General features: G+C 71.6%; 15 protein-coding genes. 7 read left to right on the forward strand and 8 right to left on the reverse strand.

The features are described 5' to 3' along the window. Both OHS81_RS23915 and OHS81_RS23920 read left to right on the forward strand, forming a co-directional pair. Positions 1 to 4,059: an ABC transporter ATP-binding protein gene (locus OHS81_RS23915; protein ID WP_443058756.1), complete on the forward strand. Its 4,059-nt coding sequence runs from the start codon at positions 1 to 3 to the stop codon at positions 4,057 to 4,059. A 214-nt stretch (positions 4,060 to 4,273) separates the two neighbouring features. Next, complete coding sequence (locus OHS81_RS23920) at positions 4,274 to 5,692, forward strand: S28 family serine protease (protein ID WP_328386715.1); 1,419 nt, start codon at positions 4,274 to 4,276, stop codon at positions 5,690 to 5,692. A 156-nt stretch (positions 5,693 to 5,848) separates the two neighbouring features. Here the strand turns inward: OHS81_RS23920 and OHS81_RS23925 are convergent, their stop codons facing one another. From OHS81_RS23925 to OHS81_RS23950, 6 genes are all read right to left on the reverse strand, one after another. After that, a complete protein-coding gene (locus OHS81_RS23925) occupies positions 5,849 to 7,693 on the reverse strand; it encodes a glycoside hydrolase family 3 protein (protein WP_328386716.1) in 1,845 nt (614 codons plus the stop codon). A gap of 343 nt (positions 7,694 to 8,036) precedes the next feature. Beyond that, positions 8,037 to 8,900: a sugar phosphate isomerase/epimerase family protein gene (locus OHS81_RS23930; protein WP_328391385.1), complete on the reverse strand. Its 864-nt coding sequence runs from the start codon at positions 8,898 to 8,900 to the stop codon at positions 8,037 to 8,039. 351 nt (positions 8,901 to 9,251) lie between these two features. Beyond that, positions 9,252 to 10,367: a GNAT family N-acetyltransferase gene (locus OHS81_RS23935; protein WP_328386717.1), complete on the reverse strand. Its 1,116-nt coding sequence runs from the start codon at positions 10,365 to 10,367 to the stop codon at positions 9,252 to 9,254. Between the two features lie 142 nt (positions 10,368 to 10,509). After that, positions 10,510 to 10,695 (reverse strand): hypothetical protein, encoded by a 186-nt coding sequence (locus OHS81_RS23940; protein WP_328386718.1) that lies wholly within the window; start codon positions 10,693 to 10,695, stop codon positions 10,510 to 10,512. Next, positions 10,692 to 11,435 (reverse strand): recombinase family protein, encoded by a 744-nt coding sequence (locus OHS81_RS23945; RefSeq protein ID WP_328386719.1) that lies wholly within the window; start codon positions 11,433 to 11,435, stop codon positions 10,692 to 10,694. Before OHS81_RS23945 ends, OHS81_RS23940 begins: the two co-directional genes overlap by 4 nt. Before the next feature lie 809 nt (positions 11,436 to 12,244). Continuing rightward, entirely contained in the window at positions 12,245 to 12,829 is a 585-nt protein-coding gene (locus OHS81_RS23950; RefSeq protein ID WP_328386720.1) for a CGNR zinc finger domain-containing protein, read from the reverse strand. 51 nt (positions 12,830 to 12,880) lie between these two features. Between OHS81_RS23950 and OHS81_RS23955 the strand changes: the two genes are divergently transcribed. Both OHS81_RS23955 and OHS81_RS23960 read left to right on the forward strand, forming a co-directional pair. Continuing rightward, positions 12,881 to 14,326, forward strand: coding sequence for an MFS transporter (locus OHS81_RS23955; protein WP_328386721.1), 1,446 nt, complete (start codon positions 12,881 to 12,883; stop codon positions 14,324 to 14,326). A 52-nt stretch (positions 14,327 to 14,378) separates the two neighbouring features. After that, positions 14,379 to 15,500 (forward strand): epoxide hydrolase family protein, encoded by a 1,122-nt coding sequence (locus tag OHS81_RS23960; protein WP_328386722.1) that lies wholly within the window; start codon positions 14,379 to 14,381, stop codon positions 15,498 to 15,500. A 352-nt stretch (positions 15,501 to 15,852) separates the two neighbouring features. On the opposite strand, the gene OHS81_RS23965 is transcribed toward OHS81_RS23960, so the two are convergent. Then, complete coding sequence (locus tag OHS81_RS23965) at positions 15,853 to 17,964, reverse strand: transposase (protein ID WP_328386723.1); 2,112 nt, start codon at positions 17,962 to 17,964, stop codon at positions 15,853 to 15,855. A 138-nt stretch (positions 17,965 to 18,102) separates the two neighbouring features. Further along, positions 18,103 to 19,062 (reverse strand): DUF4158 domain-containing protein, encoded by a 960-nt coding sequence (locus OHS81_RS23970; RefSeq protein WP_328386724.1) that lies wholly within the window; start codon positions 19,060 to 19,062, stop codon positions 18,103 to 18,105. A gap of 328 nt (positions 19,063 to 19,390) precedes the next feature. On the opposite strand from OHS81_RS23970, the gene OHS81_RS23975 reads away from it, so the two are divergent. The 3 genes from OHS81_RS23975 to OHS81_RS23985 are packed head-to-tail and all read left to right on the forward strand — an operon-like array spanning position 19,391 to position 22,595. Then, positions 19,391 to 20,542, forward strand: coding sequence for a Gfo/Idh/MocA family protein (locus OHS81_RS23975; protein ID WP_328386725.1), 1,152 nt, complete (start codon positions 19,391 to 19,393; stop codon positions 20,540 to 20,542). Continuing rightward, positions 20,539 to 21,738 (forward strand): dihydrodipicolinate synthase family protein, encoded by a 1,200-nt coding sequence (locus tag OHS81_RS23980; protein ID WP_328386726.1) that lies wholly within the window; start codon positions 20,539 to 20,541, stop codon positions 21,736 to 21,738. The genes OHS81_RS23975 and OHS81_RS23980 overlap by 4 nt, the downstream gene beginning before the upstream one ends. Further along, positions 21,735 to 22,595, forward strand: coding sequence for a sugar phosphate isomerase/epimerase family protein (locus OHS81_RS23985; protein ID WP_328386727.1), 861 nt, complete (start codon positions 21,735 to 21,737; stop codon positions 22,593 to 22,595). Before OHS81_RS23980 ends, OHS81_RS23985 begins: the two co-directional genes overlap by 4 nt. Positions 22,596 to 22,847: the final 252 nt, after the last annotated feature.

Consider the following 22,847-nt stretch of genomic DNA (forward strand, 5'->3'; position numbering starts at 1 on the left):
ATGAAATCCGCCCCCCGCATTGTTGGTGTCAGGCGTCAGGAGTCGAGGCGCGGGAGGCATCGGGTGGCGGGGACGGATTCTCAACGAGCGAGCTGGGCGCGGCGGCTGATCCGCGACTGCTGGCAGTACAAAAAGGACGTGCTGCTCGCCCTCGGCTCCTCGCTCGCGGGGATGGCCGTGCTGGCCCTGGTCCCGCTCGTCCCGAAGCTGATCATCGACGATGTCATCGTCAAGCACGACCGCGCCCTCGGGCCCTGGGCCGCTCTGCTGGTCGTCGCCGCGGTCGCGGTCTACGTCCTCACCTACATCCGCCGCTTCTACGGCGGACGGCTCGCCCTGGACGCCCAGCACGACCTGCGGACCCGGATGTTCGGCGCGATCTCCCGGCTCGACGGCCGGCGGCAGGACGAGCTGAGCACCGGCCAGGTGGTCGGCCGCGCCACCAGCGACCTCCAGCTGATCCAAGGCCTGCTGTTCATGCTCCCGATGATGATCGGGAACGTCCTGCTCTTCCTGATCTCGCTGGTCGTGATGGCGGTGCTCTCGCCGCTGCTCACCGTGATCGCGCTGGCCGTCGCCCCCGCCCTGTGGTTCATCGCCCAGCGCAGCCGCGCCCGCCTCTTCCCCGCCACCTGGTACGCCCAGGGGCAGGCCGCCGCCGTCGCCGGGGTCGTGGACGGCGCGGTCTCCGGCGTGCGGGTCGTCAAGGGCTTCGGGCAGGAGGAGCAGGAGACCGGCAAGCTGCGCGAGGTCAGCCGCCGGCTGTTCGCCGGACGCCTGCGCACGGTCCGGCTCAACGCCCGCTACACCCCCGCCCTGCAGGCCGTACCGGCGCTCGGCCAGGTCGCGATGCTGGCCCTCGGCGGCTGGATGGCCACCCAGGGACAGGTCACCCTCGGCACTTTCGTCGCCTTCTCCACCTACCTCGCCCAGCTGGTCGGACCGGTCCGGATGCTGGCGATGATGCTGACCGTCGGCCAACAGGCGCGGGCCGGTGTGGAGCGGGTCTACGAGCTGATCGACACCGAGCCGTCGATCGAGGAGCGGGCCGATGCACACGAACTGCCCGCCGACGCCCCGGCCACGGTCGTCTTCGACCGGGTGACCTTCGGCTACGCGCGACCGCACGAGGGCGAGGGCGAAGGCGTGAGCGAGGCCGGGCCCCTCCGCCCCGTCCTCGACGACCTCTCGCTGCGCATCGAGGCCGGGGAGACCGTCGCCGTGGTCGGCACGTCCGGCAGCGGCAAATCCACCGTCTCGCTGCTGCTGCCCCGCTTCTACGACGTCTCGGCGGGCCGGGTCCTGGTCGCCGGCCACGATGTGCGCGACCTGACCCTGCCGTCCCTGCGGGCCGCCATCGGCCTGGTGCCCGAGACCAGCTTCCTGTTCTCCGACTCCGTACGCGACAACATCGCCTACGGGCACCCGGACGCCACCGACGAGCAGGTGCGCGCCGCGGCCCGCGCCGCCCAGGCCGACGGCTTCATATCGGAGCTTCCCCAGGGCTATGACACCAAGGTCGGCGAGCAGGGGCTGACCCTGTCCGGCGGCCAGCGGCAGCGCGTCGCCCTGGCCCGCGCCATCCTCACCGACCCCCGGCTGCTGGTGCTGGACGATGCGACCTCGGCGGTCGACGCCCGGGTCGAGCACGAGATCCATGAGGCGCTGCGCGGCGTCATGGCGGGCCGCACCACGCTGCTCATCGCCCACCGCGCCTCCACGCTGGCGCTCGCCGACCGGGTCGCCGTCCTGGACGACGGACGGCTGGTCGACATCGGCACCACCGCGGAGCTGGAAGACCGCTGCCCGCTCTACCGCAGGCTGCTGGCCGACCCGGAGGAGCTGGGCGGCACCGGGTGGGACCCGGAGGGCGAGCCGTCCGGGATTTTCGACGGTGAGTTCGCCGACGGCCGGCTGCCGGCACAGGACCGGGCGGCGGACGCCACCGAGTCCGAGGCAGTGGTCGAAGCCGAGATCGAGGCCGGGATCGAGGCCGGGATCGAGGCCGGGCGGGAGACGGAGACGGAGGCCGAGGGCGACGGTGCGGCAGGCCGGCCCGGGGCGGCCGGCACCATCACCCCCGAGCTGTGGGTGCGCCGTGAGCAGGAGGCCGAGGCGGGCGGCGCCGGGATGGCGGCCCGCGCGGCCGTCGCCGCCGGGCCCGGCATCGGCGCCGCGATGGCCGGACTCCCTGCCACCCCCGACCTCCTCGCCCAGGTGGCGGCGCTGCCGCCCGCCACGGACACCCCGGACGTCGACGAGGACCGGGCCGTGCGCCCCGAGCGCTCCTACGGCCTGCGCCGGCTGCTGCACGGCTTCGGCGGGCCGCTGGCCTTCGCGCTGGGGCTGGTCGCCCTGGACGCACTGGCCGGGCTGCTGCTGCCGGTCCTGATCCGGCAGGGCATCGACGAGGGCGTCCGGCTCGGCGCGCTGGCCGGCGTCTGGACCGCCGCCGGGATCGCCCTGCTCGTCGTCCTGGCGCAGTGGGCCGCGCAGATCGGCGGCAACCGCATGACCGGACGGATCGGCGAGCGGGTCCTCTACTCCCTCCGTCTCAAGATCTTCGCGCAGCTCCAGCGCCTCGGGCTGGACTACTACGAGCGCGAGCTGTCCGGCAAGATCATGACCAGGATGACCACGGACGTGGACGCGTTGTCGACGTTCCTGCAGACCGGCCTGGTCACCGCCCTGGTCTCGATGCTCACCTTCTTCGGCATACTCGTCGCACTGCTGGCCATCGACCTCCAGCTGGCCCTGGTCGTCTTCGCCACCCTGCCACCGCTGATCATCGGCACGTACTTCTTCCGCAAGCAGAGCGTGAAGGCCTACGAGCTGGCCCGTGAGCGGATCAGCGTCGTCAACGGCGACCTCCAGGAGAGCGTGGCCGGGCTGCGGATCGTCCAGGCGTTCCGGCGCGAGGGGCGCGGCGCGGAGCGGTTCGCCGCCCGCAGCGACGCCTACCGCCAGGCGCGGGTCCGCGGCCAGTTCCTGATATCCGTCTACTTCCCGTTCGTCCAGCTGCTGTCGTCCGTGGCGGCGGCGCTGGTGCTGATCGTCGGAGCCGACCGGGTCGGCTCCCACACCCTCAGCGCCGGCGCGCTGGTCGCCTACCTGCTCTACATCGACCTGTTCTTCGCCCCCGTCCAGCAGCTCTCCCAGGTCTTCGACGGCTACCAGCAGGCATCCGTCTCCCTGGGCCGGATACAGGAGCTGCTGCGCGAGCCGACCACCACTCCGGCCCCCGAACGGCCCCGCGAGGTGCCCGCGCTGCGGGGCGACATCGCCTTCGACGCGGTGCACTTCCACTACGGCAAGGGCGACGAGCCGGCGCTGGCCGGCATCGATCTGACCATCCCGGCCGGCCAGACCGTGGCCTTCGTCGGTGAGACCGGCGCCGGCAAGTCCACCCTGGTCAAGCTGGTCGCACGGTTCTACGACCCGTCAGCGGGCGCCGTCCGGATCGACGGCACCGACCTGCGCGAGCTGGACCTGACCGGCTACCGCCGCCGCCTCGGCGTGGTCCCCCAGGAGTCCTACCTCTTCGCCGGCACCGTCCGCGACGCCATCGCCTACGGCCGTCCGGATGCCACCGATGCCGAGGTGGAGGCCGCCGCGCGGGCCGTCGGCGCCCATGCGATGATCGCGACCCTCGACGGCGGCTACCTCCACGAGATCGCCGAGCGCGGCCGTAACCTCTCGGCCGGCCAGCGCCAGCTGCTGGCGCTGGCCCGCGCCGAACTCGTCGACCCGGACGTGCTGTTGCTGGACGAGGCCACGGCCGCCCTGGACCTGGCCACCGAAGCCGTCGTCAACCAGGCCACCGGCCGCCCCCGGGATCTCGGCTCCGCCCGGGCGGACCAGACCCCGTCCGCCCGCCGCCGTACCACCCTCATCGTCGCCCACCGCCTGACCACCGCGGCCCGAGCGGACCGCGTGGTGGTGCTCGACCGCGGACGGATCGCCGAGGACGGCAGCCATGCCCAACTGCTGGCCCGCGACGGCCGCTACGCGGAGCTGTGGCGCACGTTCACGGGCGAGGAGGAGGAACTGGCGGCGTGAGGCCTGGGGGCCCCGGGCGCGGGGCCGCGCCCGGGCCTGAGGCCCTACAGGTGCCGTCCGGAGGCAGGGGAGGTGCCGTCCGGAGGTACCGGCGGCTTCGGCAACACCGGCGGTTCGGCGTTCGGCTGATCCACCGAACGGCGCCAGGGGCTGGTGGCACCCCCGTCGCGCCGATAGGTTCAGCCCGACCTTTGCTATCCCAAGGGGAGGGTGCATGCGCAAGGCCACCAGATGGCTGCTGTCGCTCGCGGTGCTCATAGGCACGGCGGGAGCCGGCAGTGCGACGGCAGGAGCGGCCACCGCCGCCGAGCCGAAGACCGGGGACATCAAGGACCGGATCCTCGCGATCCCGGGAATGAGCCTCATCGAGGAGAAGCCGGTAGACGGCTACCGCTACTTCGTACTGAACTACACCCAGCCGGTTGACCACCGGCACCCCTCCAAGGGGACCTTCCAGCAGCGGCTGACGCTGCTGCACAAGTCGGTGGACCGGCCGACGGTGTTCTTCACCTCCGGGTACAACGTCAGCACCACGCCGTCCCGCAGCGAGCCCACCAAGATCATCGACGGTAATCAGGTCTCCCTGGAGTACCGCTACTTCACCCCGTCGCGGCCCACGCCCACCGACTGGAAGAAGCTGGACATCCGGCAGGCCGCCGATGACCAGCACCGCATCTTCCAGGCGCTGCACCGGATCTACGGCAAGAACTGGATCGACACCGGCGGCAGCAAGGGCGGTATGACGGCGACGTACTACCGCCGCTTCTTCCCGCACGACATGAACGGCACCGTCGCCTACGTCGCGCCCAACGACGTACGCAACGACGAGGACTCGGCGTACGACCGGTTCTTCCAGACCGTCGGCACCGCGCAGTGCCGCAGCGACCTCGCCGCCATCGAGCGCGAGGCCCTGGTGCGCCGCAAGGAGATGGTCGCCCGGTTCCAGGCCTGGGCCGACAAGGAGAAGCAGACCTTCAAGACCGTCGGCGGCGCCGACCGGGCCTATGAAGTCATGGTCACGGACCTGGTGTTCGGGTTCTGGCAGTACCAGCCGGCCGAGACCGCCTGTGCCGAGGTGCCCGAGCCGACCGTCTCCACGGACGGCCTGTGGAAGTGGATGGACACGGTCGGCGGCTTCGGCAGCTACACCGACCAGGGCATGGAGCCGTACACGCCGTACTACTACCAGGCGGGCACCCAGCTCGGTGAGCCCGGCTACCGCTACCCGCAGCTGGCCGGCCTGCTGAAGTACCCCGGGATCAACAACTCCCGGTCGTTCGTGCCGAAGGACATCCCGATGCGCTTCGACAAGCGCGCGATGCCCGACGTCGATCACTGGGTGCGGCACCACGCCAACCGGATGATGTTCGTCAACGGCCAGTACGACCCGTGGAGTTCGGAGCACTTCGAGGTCGGCAAGGGGGCCCGGGACTCGTACGTCTTCACCGTGCCCGGCGGCAACCACGGCTCGAACATCGCGAAGCTGGCGGAGGCCGACCGCACCAAGGCCACCGCCGAGCTGCTCGACTGGGCCGGTGTCCAGGCCCCGGCCGGCGAGGCCGCACCGCTGGCGCCGTACAACAAGCAGCTGGACAAGCAGGAGGTCCGGCGGATGCCGATGCTGAGGCCGTGAGGTTTGGGGCTGTGAGGCCTTGGGGCCGTAAGGCCTGCGGGCCGTGAGGCTCTGAGGCCGCACGCCGTCGCGCCACAGCGGCCGGCGGCCGCGGTGCGATGACCGGAACGGCGCGTTCCCCGGGGACAGGGGGAGCGCGCCGAGTCCGTCTCCCGGTCAGTACGTCAGGCCGTGGCCGATCCGGTAGAGCTCCTGGGCCGGGGCGTCGGCGCGCATTATCGCGACGGGCAGCCGGCCGGCCGGGTCCCGCCGGCCGGCGATCACCCGGGCTGCCGCCCGTAGTTCCACATCCGTCCAGGAGTAGCTCGCCAGGGCCGCCCGGACGCCGTCCAACTGGGCGATGTCATAAGGGTTGCGGACCGCCAGCTGCACCACCGGCTTGCCCGTGGCCAGCAGCGCGGCCACCAGCCTCCGCTGGCGGGAGTCCGCGGTCACGTTGTACGTCGCCACCACCACCGCGTCCCGCTCCCCGAGCGCCGCCACCGCCTCGTCGATCTGCCGCTGGGCCGGTGCCATGCCCGTGGAGAGCGCGGTGGCGGTGAAGCCCAGCTCGGTGAGGGTCCTCGCCAGGACCGTGGTGGGCGGCCCGCCGGTGCCGGACGGCGCGGCCGCGTCGACACCCGCCACCAGCACCCGCCGCTCCCGTCGCCGGGAGAGCGGCAGGATCCCGCCGTCGTTGCGCAGCAGCGTGGTGGTGCGGTCCGCGATCCGGTCCGCGGCGTCGAGATGACTGCGGATGCCGACCACCCGGTCCACCGCGCGGTGGGTGGTGTACGGATCCTTGAACAGCCCGCGTCTCTCCTTGAGCAGCAGGATGCGCATCAGCTTGGCGTCGAGCTCCCGCTCGGTCAGCTCGCCCTCCTGGAGCGCCGTGAGGACGGCGGCATGCGCCACGGCCAGGTCCGGAGGGTTCAGCAGCTGGTCGACACCGGCCTTGAGGGCGAGCACCGGCACCCGGGCGTCGCCGTACTTCTTCCGTACGCCCTCCATGCCGAGCGAGTCCGTCACCACCACACCGTCGTAGCCGAGGCGTTCGCGCAGGATGCCGGTGAGGATCGGACGGGAGAGGGTGGCCGGGTCCTCGCTCGGGTCGAAGGCGGGCACGACGATGTGCGCCGTCATGATCGAATCGATCCCGGCGGCGATCGCGGCCTTGAAGGGCGGCGCGTCCAGCCGCTCCCACTCCTTGGCGGTGTGGTGGATGTAGGGCAGCCCGATATGACTGTCGGTGTCGGTGTCGCCGTGCCCGGGGAAGTGCTTGGCGCAGGAGGCGATCCCGGCGCCCTGGTAGCCCTTCACCTCGGCGGCGACCATACGGGCCACGGCCTGCGGGTCCGCGCCGAAGGACCGTACGCCGATGACCGGGTTGGCGGGGTTGATGTTGACATCGGCGTCCGGTGCGTAGTCCTGCCGGATGCCCATGGCGTACAGCTCCTCGCCGGCGATCCTGGCTGCCGTGTGCGCATCGTCGCGGGAGCCGCCCGCGCCGAGCGCCATCGCCCCGGGGAAGAGCGTCGCGGGTGCGCCGACACGGGCCACTATGCCGTGTTCCTGGTCCGTGGAGATCAGCAGCGGGACGGGGACGCGCTGGGCGGCGGCGGCCTTCTGGATGCCGTTGGACAGGTCGGCGATCTGGTGCGGCTCACGGGTGTTGTGCGCCCAGCCGAAGTAGATGATGCCGCCGACGTGGTACTTGGCGATCAGCTCGGCGGCGTTGGCGACCCCGATCTCCTGCTGGTTCGCGGCGGCATCGGCCGGGTCGGGGTCGGTGGCGGAGTGCCCGTAGACCCGCATGACGAAGAGCTGGCCGGCCTTCTCCTGCGGTGTCATACGGGAGATGAGGCGGCGCAGCCGGGCCCGGGTGGCGGCGGAGGGGACGGGGGCGGATACGGGAGCGGCTGCGGGGGAGGGGGGCTGGTGTCCGATGGAGGGCTTCGCGCCGCCCGCGGCCGCGGCGGCCGCGGCTGCCGCGGTGGTCAGGACGGTACGTCTGGAGTGCATGTGCGCTCCTTCCGGAGGGCTTCCTCGGATCATTGAAGGAAACTTCCAAAAGGCCACGGATAGCCGGAAAACTATTGTCGGTCAATGACTCGATTCGTGATGGCGCCCAGGTATTGCGGGGCGGGCGCGGATATGTGATGGGGCGTCGTCGGGGGAGGAGGAGAGACGAGGACGGGTAGCGGGCAGGCGGGGCCGGCGGACGGGCTGACAGGGCAGGCGGTCAGGCGGGCGGGGCCGGTGGGCGGGTGGAACGGCGGGCAGGAACGAAGGGCAGGACCGGCGGACGGACGGGCTGACCGGGCAGGCGACGGGCAGGACCGGCGGGCAGGCGGACACTCCGGGGTCAGGAGGGGGTGCCTTCGCCGAGGAGCCGCTGGAGGTACGCGCGGCCCGGCGCCAGCAGGGCGGGGAGGTCGGCCGCCTCCGGATACCAGCGCTTCTCGTACTCCCAGCAGAGCCAGCCGCCCGATCCCTGGTCGTAGGTGCCCTCGGGGGCCGGTACGGGACCGTGGGCACCTACGGGCTCCTGGGCGAGGGTGCCGAGGGCGGCCGCCAGCGGGAGGGTGCCGGCGCCGAGCGGGAGGGGGGTGCGTTCCTCGGCCGAGGCGACGTCCTTGACCTGCACATAGCCCAGATGCGGGGCGAGCGCGGCATGGGTGTCGACAGGCTCCTCGCCGCCGAGCCAGCTGTGCTGCACATCCCACAGCGCTCCGATCCGGCGATGCCCCACCAGGCCCAGCACCCGGGCGGCGGCCGCGCCGGTCCGGTGCGAGTCATGGGTCTCCAGCAGGACCCGGACGCCCCGCCCGGCCGCGAGCGGCGCCACCGCGGCGAGCCGGCGGGCGGCATCCGCGTCCGCCTCGGCCGCCGGGCGGCCGCCACCGCCGGGGAAGACCCGGACGTACGGTGCCCCCAGATCGGCGGCGAGGTGAACCAGCCCGGCCAGCTCGTGTGCCAGCTCCTCCTCTCCCGCCGCATCGCGGGCGGCGGCGACCTGGGCGTATCCGGCAACGGCAAGGACCTCCACGCCGGCGTCCGCGAACTGGCCCCGCACCGCGGCCCGTTCCCGTGCCCCGATCAGCGGATGCACCGGCTCCTCCGGATGGGCCCGCAGTTCGACCCCCTGATACCCGGCACCGGTGGCCAGCCGCAGCACCTCGGCCACCGGCATCCCGGGCACACCGAGGGTCGAAAACGCGTAGCGCATCGCAGGGATCCTGCCGCCCGTACGCCCGCCGCCCTCCGTACGCCCGCCGCCCTCCGTGGGCCTGTCGCCCGCGCGCCCGCCATCCGCGCGCCCGCCATCCGTATACCCGCCATCCGTGCGCTTGCCGTCCGTGCGATCCGTGGGGGCCATGTCTGCGCTCCTTCGCGTCGCTTATGCCGCCGTCGCTGTCCTTCCCGTCTTTCCCACCCTCCCCGCTTCCCTCGCCCGCCTGCCCGCTCCGTCACCCGTGGACGCACGGCGTCACTCGTGGACTCATGGCGTCACCGTGGGCTCGCGGCGCCACCTGTGGTCTCACGGCGTCCCCCGTGGACTCGCGGCTTCACCGTGGATTCACAGCATCAGCCGCCAGTCCTGGCCGACCAGGTCCTGCCCGAAGCTGTGGTGCGGCGACTCGGCGACCAGCTCGAATCCGGCCCGCTGGTAGAGGGTGCGGGCCGAGGCGAGGACGGAGTTGGTCCACAGCACCATCTCGCCGTACCCGGCCTCCCGCGCGAACTCGATGCAGGAGTCGACGAGTTGCCGCCCCGTCCCGTGCCCCCGGGCGCCCGGCTCCACGAGCAGCAGCCGCAGCCGGGCGACCCCCGGTCTGCCGTCCCGTACACACATCACCGCGCCCACACGCTCCCCGCCCAGCTCCGCTATCCAGGTGCGGTCCCACCGCGGGTCGAAGTCCTCGGCGTACTCCGCGACGATCCGGGCCACCAGCGCCTCATAGCTCAGATCGAAGCCGTACTCGGCGGCGTAGAGGGCGGCGTTGCGCTCCACCATCCAGCCGAGGTCACCGGGGCGGGAGGTGCGCAGCGCGACCCCGGGCGCGCGGTCCCCACGCGGCTGCCGCGCCCCTTCGCCGGGCTGCTCCGCCCCCTTACCGGGTCGTTCCGTGCCCTCGCCGGGCTGCTCCGGCCCCTCGCCGGACCGTTTCGCGCCCTCGTCGAGCAGGGCGCGGACGGTGCGCATCGCCTCCACCAGGCGGGCGCGGTCCGCGGCCGGCAGCCGCCGCAGCAGCGTCCCCGCGGCATCCTGGGAGCGCTCCTCCAGCAGGCCGGCCGCCTCCCGGCCGTCCTCGGTCAGCGTGATGCGCTGCCGCCGGGAATCCTGCTCGGACCTGCCGCGGGTGATCAGCTCGCGGTCCTCGAACTTGCCGAGCAGCCGGCTGAGATAGCCGGCGTCCAGCGACAGCGAGGCGCGCAGATCCGCGGCGTCCACCCGCGGATGGTTGGCGACCTCGTAGAGCACCCGCGCCTCGGTGAGGGTGAACGGGGTGTACAGATGCCGCCCGTAGTCGAGCGCGCCGATCAGATTCGTATAGAAGCGGTTGAATCTGCGCAGCTCACGGACGTCGGCCGCGGCGCCGGGCCGTGCCCCGCAGAGTGCGTCGGGCGGTGTGTCGGAGGGTGTGTCGGTGGGCGTGTCGGTGGGTGCATCGGATGGCGTCCTGACGGTCATGATCAGCCCCTCACCTTTGACTGAGTCAAGTTTGACTGAGTCAAGAGTAAGCCGCCGGGGCCGCTCCGCACATCCCTCTTTGGGGTGTGACCCAGATACGCCAGAAACCCGCCACGAGATGATCTTGGCCCCGGAAGGCTGGCTATGGTGTGCCACTCGCCAGGGCGCTGACCCGGTTCTCGTACTCACGGCGGGCCTTGCGCTGGGCCGGGACCGCCGGAACGCCCTGGGCGCCGTCGAGCGGCTGGCGGCGGTCGAGGAGCTGGCGGTGCACGGCGGGGACGGCGCTGATGCGCAGGGTGTAGCCCTGGCCGCGCCGTGCGGTCATCCCCTGGTCGAGCGCGGCCCGCTCGGCGGGGTCCAGTTCGGTAGTGCGGAGGAAGTCCGCGACCTTGCCGGGCATGTCGAGGGTGACCGGCAGCTCTGGGGGGGGGGAACCTCCTCAATGGCGGTGTGGTCGGGCAGGAGGCCGGCGACGGCCGTGCGGATCGCGCCGCGGCTGACGCCGTGATCGCGCGCAAGGGCGGCGATCGAACGGCCCTCCAGGTAGGAGGTGCGGACGGTGTCGGTCTTCGCGGCCGGGACGGCCGGGCGGCGACCGCCCTTGTTGCCCTTGGCCTCGGCGGCGCGCAGTCCGTCGTAGGTCAGCTCGCGCTGGAGGTCGTGCTGGAGTTCGCCGGCGGCGGCGAGGGTCTGCACCATGAACTTCACGGTGGACAGCAGCTCTCCGGTGCGCGGGTGGCGGGCGGTGAGGTCCATCGCCGAGAACGCGCCGTCGTGGATGCGCAGCGCCACCTGCTCGCGATGCAGGACGTCGAGCACGTCGAGGATGTGCCCGGTCCCGCGCACCAGGCGGAACATCTCGGAGATGTGCACGGTGTCGCCCGGCCGCGCGTACGTCAGCAGCTCTCGGAACTTCGGGCGCTGAAGAGGGTGGAGGCGGCTGGAGGTGCCCGGGTCCTCCTCGAAGACGACCGGGTCCTCGATCCCAGCCTCGTCCAGGACGAGGTTCTGCCGGGCGGTCGACTGCTGGTCGGTCGACACCCGCTTGTAGACCAGGTTCACCACCGAGGGACCCCTTCCGTATGGAGGATCGGACCCCATCTGTCGTCAAACCCTGTCAGCAATCACCATCGGATCTGATTGGATTCGCGCCGCCGTGAACCCCCGAATTGCACGGGTTCATTGGACGCGCCGGCCACCTGTCGTCAAACGATCGTTTGCCGACAGGGTGAGGAGTGGCAGCCGGGACGGTGAAGAGGCGTTGGCCACCGGTACCGGGCCCGGAGGGCGGCTTCCCGAGCGGCCACTATCCCGGTCGAGGCCCGCCTGGAGCTCCCCTAGAAGGCCCATGCCGTTGCGTAGGGGCTGCGGCCGTGCGGGCATCCGCTGCCCGCACGGCCCACGGTGTGCACGTCATCCCGGCCCCGAGGCTTGGGTCACCCGGATTCCGTGTCAAGTCCTGCTGTGTTGCATGGGTGTCCAGGGCTCGCTTCCGGCACCAGCCCCCATGGCTCGGCTCAACCTTGCTTGAGATCCGCCGTTGCTTGGACGTCGAGGTCGAGAATTGCCCGTCGAATCGCGCGAAGGTCTTGGGCCGAAACGCCGAGCCCGATGTGTTGCTCCTCGCCGTCGTCGCTTTTGTCGGTCCGGCTCGAGATATGCGCGGAGAGCACGCGCCTTGTCGGACTGATACCAGGCTCGCGCTGCGTCCTGGACGATCGGAACGGAGATCTTGCGGTCTCGGGCCTGCATTGCGGCTTTCGCTGCGATGCAGATCGCATCGCGAGGAACGCCCTCGGAGGCCCGAACGAGTTCGTCGAAGGCGGGCTCGGACGAAACCCCGGCGCCGGCCTGGCAGGGTCAGGTGCCAGCGCTCAACGCGGGCTGCGCCGACTCCGGTAGGCCGCGACGCTGGCCCGGTGTGAGCAGGTTCGGGTGCAGTACTGCTTCGAGCCGTTGCGCGAGAGGTCCACGAAAGTGGCCCGGCAGGTCGGCCCGGCACATACGCCGAGACGAGCGGGACCGAGCGTGGCGATCACGGATGCCAGTGCGCTGAGCGTAGTCGCGGCAAGGTGCGCCGAGCAGCGGTCGGTGTCGGAGGTCACCTCGGTCCACCAGCGGTCGTCCTCGTGGCGCAGTACCGGGGTGGCGCGGCTGCGACGCAGACCGTCGTTGATCAGAGCCGCAGCTTCGACCGCGTCCGCGTTCGCCCGTTCGAGCACCTCACGCACCGTCTCGCGCAACGCGCGGACTTCCGCCAGGTCGGCGCGGGTGAGATGCCGCGGACCGGCCCCTTGGTTCGCGGCCGAACTCGGAGGCTCAGCCGCGGGATGGTCGTCAAGGAAGTCCCGGAGCTGCTCCACGGTCTCGAGCGTGTCCTCTCCCTTGATCGGCCTCAAGGTGTTGGCCAGGTCGACGGCCGTCTGGACCACCCATGGGCTGTAACACGCATCCCGCATTTGACGCATCTCCTCATCGCTCCATAATGTTACACGCAAAGGAGCTTTAGCATGTCACAACATACCCGGCAGGGGACGACGCCACAGACGATCCCGTCTGGAGGGGCCCCGGCACCGGAGCGAACGGACGCCCCGGACGGGCGTCGGCTGGGGCTGACTTTGGGGATGCTGGTGCTGCCGATGTACGTGGCACTGGGAGCGCCGTCGGTGGCCCTGCCGGCCATCGGCCGCGCACTCGCGGTGCCGTTCGGGGCCACCGCATGGATTCTCGCCGCGTGGTCGCTGACCTCCGCGCTCGCGATGCCGGTCGCGGGTCGGCTGCTGGTCCGCTGGAGCCCCTTCCAGGTCCTCGTCGCCGGGGTCGTGGCGCTCGCCGCGGGCTCCGCGCTCGCCGGAGCCGGGCCGACACTGTCCGTCGTGATCGTCGGCCGACTGATCGGCGGCGCCGGGGCGGGCGCGACCGTGATCGCCGTCTTTGCCGCGGCCACCGCCCTTCCCAGGCGGCAACGGATCCGCGCCCTGGGAATCATCGCGGCCGCCAGCGCGACGGCGTCGGGGTGCGGGACACTGTTGGGCGGGGCGGTGACCGCATGGCTCGGATGGCGTGCCGTGCTCGCGATCCCGGCCCTCGCGCTGCCCCTCCTGCTGGCCGCATTGCCGAGTAGGCGCGCGCTGACGCGGAGCGGAAGCGGCAAGCGAAACGGCTCGACCGGGCGACTCGATATCGTCGGCGCGGCCGTGCTGTCGGTACTCGCCGGCTCCTTGATCACGTTGCTGCAGGCACACTCGGTCGGCCTGCCCGCTCCGGTCACGCTCGTCGTGGCTGCCGCCGGGGCGCTCGCCGCCGTGGGACTGTGGTGGCGCGTGCGAAGCACGCCCGACGGGTTCGTGCCTCGGCGGGTGATCGCATCCCGCGGCTTCCTGGCGGCCGGGCTCATCGGCGGGACCGTCTTCGCCGGCTACTACGGGGTGCTGTTCCGCGCCCCGTCCCTGATCGAGCAGGCCACGGGCGGTGGCCCCCTGGAAGCCGGCGTGCTCTTGGTCCCGGCCGCCGCCTGCTCGGTGCTGGCCGGGCGGCTGGTCGGCACCTTGACCGACCGATTCACCGGCTGGCAGGTGTCGGCCGGGCTTGCGGCACTCACCGTCGTCGGCGTGCTCGTGGTCGCGATCTTCACCGGGCCGATCCCGATTGTCGTCGGCACGGCGTTGACCGTGTGCGGGTTCGCCGGCGCCCAAGCCGTACTGGTGAGCCTCGCGCCGGACCTGGTCGCCGCGGACGACCGCGACACCGCACAGGGCCTGCTCACCTTCATGAACGCCCTGGGTGGCGGGATCGGTCCGGCCGCTGTCGCGGGTCTGTCCGGCATCGTGCCGGTGCCGGTGGCCCTCGCCGTGCTCGCGGCACTCCCCCTGGCCGGACTCGTCCTCAGCCTGACCCGGCGCCCTACCGCCGACCGCCGCCCCGAACCCGACGCCACCCGTGGGAGCCCGCGATGACGGTCCACCTGCCTCTGATCCGATAACGCCTTGACCAGTAAGGAGCCTTGCCATGTCCGCCGAGCCATTCGAGGTCAGCATCACCGAAGCCGAGATCGCGGACCTGCGTGAACGATTGCGACGGACACGGTGGCCCGAGCGCGAGCCGGTGGACGACTGGTCACAGGGTTTGCCGCTGGCGTATGCGCAGGAGCTGTGCCGCAGCTGGGCCGAGGACTACGACTTCGGGTTCGCCGAGCGGCTGAACGTGTTCCCGCAGTACCGCGACACGATCGACGGGCTGGGCATCCACTTCCTGCACGTCCGCTCGCCGGAGCCGGACGCGTTCCCGCTCGTGCTCACGCACGGGTGGCCGGGTTCGGTGCTCGAGTTCCTGGAGGTCCTCGGCCCGCTGACCGACCCGCGCGCGCACGGTGGTGACCCGGCGGACGCGTTCCACGTGGTCGCGCCGTCGTTGCCCGGGTACGGCTGGAGTGACAAGCCGTCGACGACCGGGTGGAGCATCACTCGCACCGCGCGCGCCTGGGACACGTTGATGGTCTCGCTGGGTTACGAACGGTACGGCGCGCAGGGCGGTGACTGGGGTTCGGCGGTGTCCGCGGTGCTGGGCGAGGTGGCGCCCGAGCGGGTCGCCGGCGTGCACCTGAACCTGGGATCCGTGGCGGCGGGCACGTTCGACGACCCGACGCCCGCGGAGCTGGCGAATCTCGAGGCCGAGAAGGAGATGCAGCGCACCGGCCGGGGGTACTCGGCGATCCAGGCGACCCGGCCGCAGACGCTCGGCTACGGCCTCACCGACTCCCCGGCGGGGCAGGCCGCCTGGATCGCCGAGAAGTTCTGGGCGTGGACGGACAACGACGGCCATCCCGAGGACGCGTTGTCGCGGCAGACGATCCTCGACGAGATCTCGGTCTACTGGTTCACCGCGTCGGCCACGTCGTCGGCGCGCCTGTACTGGGAGAGCTTCGCCAACTTCCGGGACAAGGTGACCTCGCCATCCGGGCTGTCGGTCTACCCGCGCGACATAACCCGCCCGTCGAGGCGGGAGGCCGAGCTGCGGTTCACCGACCTGCGCTGGTTCGAGGAGCTGCCGCATGGTGGCCACTTCGCCGCGCTAGAGCAGCCGGAGTCGCTGGTCAAGCAGGTGCGCGGGTTCTTCCGCCTGTTCCGCTGACTGTCCGTGCCACCCCCTGGGAAGCCCGCGCCCGGGGGACGGTCTTGTCCGTCCCCCGGTTACCAGCAAAACGACGGCCGCGCTCGGCGAGCGGACGCTGGTGATCATCACCCTCGAACGAGGAGTCGGCCTTCGAATAGCGGAATAGCACTACGGTGCGAGACATGTCGGTACTCATAGCGGCCCGTCATGGCGTCAGTGGCGGCGCCAACCAGGGCAAACAGCCACTGGTTCAGCCAGATGGAGTAGAGCCAACGGCCCGGCACTCACGGCGCTGACGGAGGTCAAAGGACAAGCTGAGAAGCTGTCCTACGTTTTAGGGGCGGGCTGTGGGCCCCCGGCAGGGGCGGAGTCAGGCCGCTTGGCCGTATCCGTCCGTGCCGGGGTCGTCGCCGCGCAGCGGGCTGAAGTCGACGTCCAGGTGCGGGTCGTACGCCTCGGGCTGGATGCCGAGTTCGTGGGTGGAGTATTCGCCGAAGCGGCGGATGCGCTCGGTCAGGTACGGCGAGATGTGGGCCAGGTCCTCGGGGTCGATCTCCCAGCCCTCCTCTTGGAGCTGGCGCACGATCTCGGCGATGTCCAGGGCGTTGTGAAAGATCACCGCGTTGGTGAGCAGCGCGTTGAATTTCGCGGTCTTCTCCTGCTCGACGGGATTGTTGTCGGTGATGACGCCGCCGTTGCCGAAGCCGATCCACTGGGAGAAGCCGTTGAATGCCTCGACCTTGTTCGTCGCGGCGGTCACCCGCCGGCGCAGCGGGGCGTCCGAGAGGTAGCGCAGCAGCTGGACGGTGCGGATGACGCGGCCGACCTCGCGGAAGGCGGTGTAGGTCGCGTTCTTGCGTGACCCGGCCCGCAGGCGCCGCAGCAGCAGGGTGGAGGAGATGACGCCCTCGCGCACCGAGATCGCCACCCGCATCAGGTGCCGGAACTGGGACTCGATCAGGTCGAAGTCGATGACGTTGCGGCCGCTCTCCCCGAACGGGGCGTCGATGTGCACGTACTCGGCTCTCTTCGTGGGCCGGTAGAAGGTCAGGTCCTTCCAGTTCCTGATCCTGGGCATCAGGTCGAAGCCCAGCAGGTGCGCGAGCGCGAAGACCGGAAAGGACTGGCCCTGAGTATCGGCGTGCACGGTGGCCGGCTTGACCTCGGAGGTGTTCTTGAGCAGGCCCTCGATGATGTAGACCGCCTCCCACACCCCGCACGGGATGAAGTGCGTGAACAGCGCGATGTAGGTGTCGGAGATGTGGTGGTAGGCGATACCGCCCGGCTTGCCATAGCGCACGGACGTCTCGGAGAGCAGGTTGTTGAGGTAGGTGTCCATGTGGGTGCCGTCCGCGGCGGCCGTGGAGCCGTCGCCCCATGCCTGGGAGATGTCCAGGCGGGCATGCGCGTTGACCAGGTCGGCGATGGCCTCGTTCAGCGTCGGGATGGAGAAGTGCCGGTTTGCGGCCAGCGACAGCTCGTGCCCGCTCACGCCGGGGATGTGGCGAGCGGCCTCGTAGGGGCCCAGGTTGGTGCCCTTCACGAAGGTGGTGATCACGTACCGGCCGAAGGGGTCTTTCAGCTTCGGCTCGTTGCCGGACGCGGGGCCGAAGCGGCGCCACCACTCCACCCAGTACGCGGTGCGGGAGACGACCCCGAGCAGGGAGCGCTCCGGCATCCGGGCTTTGATCTCCTGCTCCGGGGCCTTCGCCGAGGCCCGCTGGCCCTCGGCGCGGTGGGCCTTGAGGGAGGGGATGCCGGTCTCCGAGTCGATGACCAGACCCTCGTTGTCCGGGTACCCGGCATCCGCCGCCGCGGCGGCCGCGGTGAGCTTGTCCTCCAGCTGCCGACGGAACGACACCGCGTCGTACGGCGTATCGTCGCCGGGCTCGGCGAGGCCGACCTCCACCAGGTAGCCGCCCAGCTTCTCCTCGACCGCGTCCCAGGGCAGCAGCTGCTGACTCCAGTCGGCGTACTCCTCGGACCCGGCCACCGCGACATCCCCGGTGCGCAGTTCCTCGGCGAGCGCGGCGAAGACCATCGCCTCGAAGTGCTTGCGGACGAAGGCGCCGGGCCGGTTCTTGTCGCGGACGGCCTTCTGCCAGTTCAGCGTGGCGAACGAGATGTCGACCGGGCGGCCGTCCTCATACCGTCCCGGGATGTAGTCGCGCAGGTGCTTGTGGCGGCGGGCGTGCGCGAGCGCGTCCAGGACCCGGTTGTCCTCCGAGGTGGCGGTCAGTTCCAGACGGCTGGTCAGGTCGTACATCGTGGAGCGGTCCTTGAGCAGGTGCCCGTACAGCAGCACCTCCCAGTAGTTGCCGTGATGGGCGGCGACCTTCTCGATCTGCTCGTACTGCTGCTCGAACCCGCCGAAACCGTCCACCGCCACCGCCGCGGCCCCCAGGGCGCCGGCCTGCACCCGCAGGGCCTTCGCCATCGTGTGCAGGGCGGGCGCGAGCTGGTCGCCGAGCCGCGTGGCCACAGCGCCGGCCTGGCGCGTCCTGGTCGAGCTCGGTGACCACCCCCAGGATCTCCGCCGTCAACGCGGCCGCCTTCTCCCGCGCGGCCTGGACGGGGCCGTCGGCGTCGATGTGCTGGAGCACTGTGCGGTAGTTCCCGATCAACGCCTCAACGATGGCCTGCTGCCGCTCGCGGATGCTCTCCAGCTCCGCCTTGGCCCGCTTGACCTGCAATGCGACCCGCTTGCAGAACATCGTCGCCAGCTCGTCCCGGGCCCGCATCCGCGCCTTGTGCACGAGACACACCAGCAGCGCGAGCCGCTTGACCAGGCCGTAGTCCCGCAGCCCCGGCGCGTCCGCGGCGTCCGCCTCCCCGGCGAAGTCCGTGATCTTCCCCGAGGCCACGCCGGACAGCCACGCCCCGGTCTCGCCCAGCCCGTCCACCCACCCAGGTGCTCGGCCTGGGCACGGAAGTGCGACCACGTCGGGGCCTTCGCCGACTGCTTCAGCCGGTTGTACTTCGTGGTACCCGAGGTGTCCTTCTCCGACAGCAACGCCAGCAGCCGCTCCCGGTGGGCCTCACTGAGCTGCTCGCAAATGCTCGCGCAGATCGAGGCGTTCACCTCGGCGCGGACCTTCGCCGCGAGCGCGTCCAGCGTGGTGAAGCCCGGCAGCTCCAGCCTGGCCTCCACGACCTTCTCCAGCGCGATGTTGATCAGGTCCGCCGGACGGTTCTTCGACACCGCCTCGCTCCGTATCACCGCCTCGGCGATCTTCCGGGCCTTCGCCTTGTCGTACGACAGGCCCGTCCGCTGCCGTACGGCGGTGCGTTGCCGCTCCGCCGTACGGTTCGCGGCCCTCGGCACCGTGCCCTCCGGCAGGTCCGCCGCGCGACGCACGAAATCGACGACCGTGTCCGGGACCTCGTCCAGCTTCGGGAAACACCCCATGCGCTGGTACGACTTCAGCACGAGCAACTGGGCCAGCAGGTGTTCGTCGCAGTCGGTACGGGCGGTGGCCCACTCGACTTCCTCACGGCTAGGCGCGAAGAACAAGTGCAGCTCGTGCGCGGTGATCAGCCGCTTGAACCGCGGATACGCGGTCCTCTCGATCGAGGTCACAGCTCACCCCGCCCCGGACGACATCCAACGTCACCACCAACGACGCTGAGCCGAACAGGTGACGGGCCCGATGCGCTCAACCCTTCAAGATCATCCCGTGGCGGGTTTCTGGCGCATCTGGGTCACGCCCCTCTTTCGTGTCATCCGTTCCTTCGTTCATTCAGCCGTTCGTCCGTGCCTTCTGTGCCGGCACCCGCCCCTTCGTTCGTGCGGCCCTTCGTCCGTGCGGCCCTTCGTCCGTGTCCCGCCAGGCGGTCTGGCGCCCGCCGCCCGGAAGGCGCTTACTGGAGCGGGACTGCCACCTGCTGTGCGCGAGAGGGGCCGGGCCGTGACACGCACGACCGTACGCATCGCCATGAACGGCGTGACCGGACGCATGGGGCAGCGCCAGCACCTGGTGCGCTCCCTCCTCGCCCTGCGGCAACAGGGCGGCCTCGAACTGGCCGACGGCACGGTGATCTGGCCCGAACCGGTGCTCGTCGGCCGCAGTGCGCCCAAGCTGCGGGCTCTGGCCGAGCGGCACGGCCTGGAGCACTGGAGCTGCGACCTCGACGCCGTACTGGACGACGACTCCATCGGCATCTACTTCGACGCCCAGATCACCGCCGCCCGCGAGGAGGCAGTGAAGAAGGCGATCGCCGCCGGAAAACACCTCTACGTCGAAAAGCCCACCGCGAGCAGTCACGCGGGCGCGCTGGAACTCGCCCGGCTGGCGCAGGAGGCGGGCGTCAAGAACGGCGTCGTCCAGGACAAGCTCTTCCTGCCCGGCCTGCGCAAGCTCCGCCGCCTCGTCGAGGGCGGCTTCTTCGGCCGCATCCTGTCCGTACGGGGCGAGTTCGGCTACTGGGTCTTCGAAGGCGACTGGCAGCAGGCGCAGCGCCCCTCCTGGAACTACCGCGCCGAGGACGGCGGCGGTATCGCGGCCGATATGTTCCCGCACTGGGAGTACGTCCTGCACGAGCTGTTCGGGCCGGTCACCACCGTCCAGGCGCAGCTGGCCACCCACCTCCCATGCCGCTGGGACGAGTCGGGCACCCCGTACGAGGCCACCGCAGACGACGCCGCATACGGCATCTTCGGGCTGTCCGGCGGCATCGTCGCCCAGATCAACTCTTCCTGGGCGGTCCGGGTGCACCGCGATGAACTGGTCGAGTTCCAGGTCGACGGCACCGAAGGGTCGGCCGTCGCGGGGCTCCGCCACTGCCGCGTCCAGCACCGCGCCCACACCCCCAAACCGGTCTGGGACCCCGACCTTCCGGCAACCGAGCCGTTCCGCGCGCAGTGGCACGAGGTCCCCGACAACGCCGTCTTCGACAACGCGTTCAAGGCGCAGTGGGAGCTGTTCCTGCGGCATGTCGTCCGCGACGAGCCCTGGCGCTGGGACCTGGCTGCGGGCGCCCGCGGCGTTCAGCTCGCCGAACTGGCGCTGCGGTCCTCGGCGGAGGGCCGCCGCTTGGACGTCCCGGCGCCGGGCCGGTGAACGCGCCCGCGGGGCCGCCCCCGCCCGGGAAGGACTCCGCCACCCGCCCACCGGGGCCGGACTCCGCCGCCCGCCCGTCTTCCGTACGGCCCCCACTCCGCTCCCGTACGGTCTTCGCCGCCGCCCATGTGGTCGCCGATCCCCGCGCCGACACCACCCCGGACGGCCCGGCCGCCGTCGACTGGGACGCCACCCTCGCCTTCCGGCACCACCTGTGGGCGCACGGCCTGGGCGTGGCCGAGGCGATGGACACCGCACAGCGCGGTGCGGGCCTGGACTGGAGCGCCGCCGCCGAGCTGATCCGGCGCACCGCCGCCGAGGCCGCGGCCGTCGGCGGCCTCCTCGCCTGTGGTGTCGGCACCGACCAACTGCCGCCGGAACCCGCCTCCTTGGCCGGCATCCGGTGCGCCTACGAGGAACAGCTCGGCCTCGTCGAGGCCGTCGGCGCCCGCCCGGTCCTGATGGCCTCCCGTCAGCTGGCCGGGGCCGCCACCGGCCCGGACGACTACCGCGAGCTCTACGGCCACCTCCTGCGCCAGGCCACCCGCCCGGTGATCCTGCACTGGCTCGGCCCGATGTTCGACCCGGCGCTGGCGGGCTACTGGGGCAGCGCGGAACTCGACGCGGCCACCGAGACGTTCCTTGCGATCATCACCGACCACCCCGCCGCGGTGGACGGCGTCAAGGTCTCCCTGCTGGACGCCGCCCGGGAGGTGGCGCTGCGCCGCCGGCTGCCGCCGGGGGTGCGCTGCTATACCGGCGACGACTTCCACTACCCGGAGCTGATCGCGGGCGACGACCACGGCGCCAGCGACGCGCTGCTGGGCATCTTCGACCCGCTCGCCGCGCCCGCCGCCGCAGCCGTACGCCTCCTGGACAACGGGGACACCGCGGGGTTCCGGGCCGCCCTGGACCCCACCGTCGCGCTCGCCCGGCACCTTTTCCAGGCACCCACCCGCCACTACAAGACCGGCATCGTCCTGCTGGCCTGGCTGGCGGGCCACCAGTCGCACTTCACCATGCTCGGCGGTCTGCAGTCGGCCCGCTCCCTGCCCCACCTGCGGCGCGCCCACCAACTGGCCGGCGGACTCGGCCTGTTCCCCGACCCGGAGCTCGCCGCCCACCGCATGCGGCAGCTCCTCGCGCTATACGGGACGGAGCTCGCGGTATACGGGACGGAGACGGAGGACGCATGAGCGACAGCCCCCGCTGCCTCCTCGACCGCCTCAGCCTCAACCAGGAGACCGTCCGGCAGTGGTCCCTGCCCGAACTGGCCGACGGCTGTGCGCGGGCCGGTGTACGGGGCGTGGGGCTGTGGCGTGCCCCGGTGCGGGAGTACGGGGTGGCCGCGGCCGCCCGGCTCGTCCGGGACGCCGGACTGCGGGTCACCAGCCTGTGCCGGGGCGGTTTCCTCACCGCGCCGGACCCGGGCGGGCGCGCGGCCGCCCTGGACGACAACCGGGCGGCCGTCGACGAGGCGGCCGCCCTCGGGACGGACACCCTGGTCCTCGTCTCCGGCGGGCTGCCGCCCGGCAGCCGGGACCTGTCCGGCGCCCGGGAGCGGGTCGCCGACGCACTGGGCGAGTTGGGCCCGTACGCCGCACAGCGGGGTGTCCGGCTGGCCCTCGAACCCCTGCACCCGATGTACGCGGCGGACCGCTGCGTGGTCTCCACGCTCGCCCAGGCGCTGGACCTCGCCGAGCGGTTCCCCGCCGGGCAGGTGGGCATCGTCGTGGACACCTACCACCTGTGGTGGGACGACACCGTCGGCACACAGATCGCCCGCGCGGGCGGCACCGGCGAGGAGGCCGCCTCCCGGATCGCCGCCTTCCAGCTCGCCGACTGGGTCACCCCGCTGCCCGAGGGCGCCCTGCTGGGGCGCGGGCAGCTCGGGGACGGAGCGGTGGATCTGCGGTGGTTCCGGGAGCGGGTCGACGCGGCCGGCTACCGCGGGCCGATCGAGGTGGAGATCTTCAACCCGGTGCTGTGGGCTCGCGACGGCGCGGATGTGCTGGCCGAGATCGTGGACCGCTTCCGCACCCACGTCGGATGACGCGCGCTGGCCGGGCGGCGCACCCACGTCGGATGAGACGCGCAGGCCGGGCGGCGCACGCACATCGGATGACGCCCACGTCGGATGACCGGGGAAAGCACACAGCGGGTGCCGGAGAAATAACTCAGCGGATGCGCGCAACCGTTGGCCGTCCACAAAGGTCATAGCTGACGCTGGTCCCGAAAGGGGAGGGGCCCGGGGGGGATCCGGGGACCGGCGTGGAGGGGGAATCGAGGGGCCCGACCATCGGAC

Source organism: Streptomyces sp. NBC_00400 (genome assembly GCF_036048035.1).
Classification (GTDB): Bacteria; Actinomycetota; Actinomycetes; order Streptomycetales; family Streptomycetaceae; genus Streptomyces.

What these genes read in the sequence shown, in the direction of transcription:
- OHS81_RS23935 (WP_328386717.1), bottom strand. Translation starts at nt 10,367, where the DNA reads ATGACCGTCAGGACGCCATCCGATGCACCCACCGACACGCCCACCGAC.
- OHS81_RS23955 (WP_328386721.1), top strand. Translation starts at nt 12,881, where the DNA reads ATGTCACAACATACCCGGCAGGGGACGACGCCACAGACGATCCCGTCT.
- OHS81_RS23920 (WP_328386715.1), top strand. Translation starts at nt 4,274, where the DNA reads ATGCGCAAGGCCACCAGATGGCTGCTGTCGCTCGCGGTGCTCATAGGC.
- OHS81_RS23915 (WP_443058756.1), top strand. Translation starts at nt 1, where the DNA reads ATGAAATCCGCCCCCCGCATTGTTGGTGTCAGGCGTCAGGAGTCGAGG.
- OHS81_RS23940 (WP_328386718.1), bottom strand. Translation starts at nt 10,695, where the DNA reads ATGACCGCACGGCGCGGCCAGGGCTACACCCTGCGCATCAGCGCCGTC.
- OHS81_RS23925 (WP_328386716.1), bottom strand. Translation starts at nt 7,693, where the DNA reads ATGCACTCCAGACGTACCGTCCTGACCACCGCGGCAGCCGCGGCCGCC.
- OHS81_RS23950 (WP_328386720.1), bottom strand. Translation starts at nt 12,829, where the DNA reads ATGCGGGATGCGTGTTACAGCCCATGGGTGGTCCAGACGGCCGTCGAC.
- OHS81_RS23985 (WP_328386727.1), top strand. Translation starts at nt 21,735, where the DNA reads ATGAGCGACAGCCCCCGCTGCCTCCTCGACCGCCTCAGCCTCAACCAG.
- OHS81_RS23960 (WP_328386722.1), top strand. Translation starts at nt 14,379, where the DNA reads ATGTCCGCCGAGCCATTCGAGGTCAGCATCACCGAAGCCGAGATCGCG.
- OHS81_RS23930 (WP_328391385.1), bottom strand. Translation starts at nt 8,900, where the DNA reads ATGCGCTACGCGTTTTCGACCCTCGGTGTGCCCGGGATGCCGGTGGCC.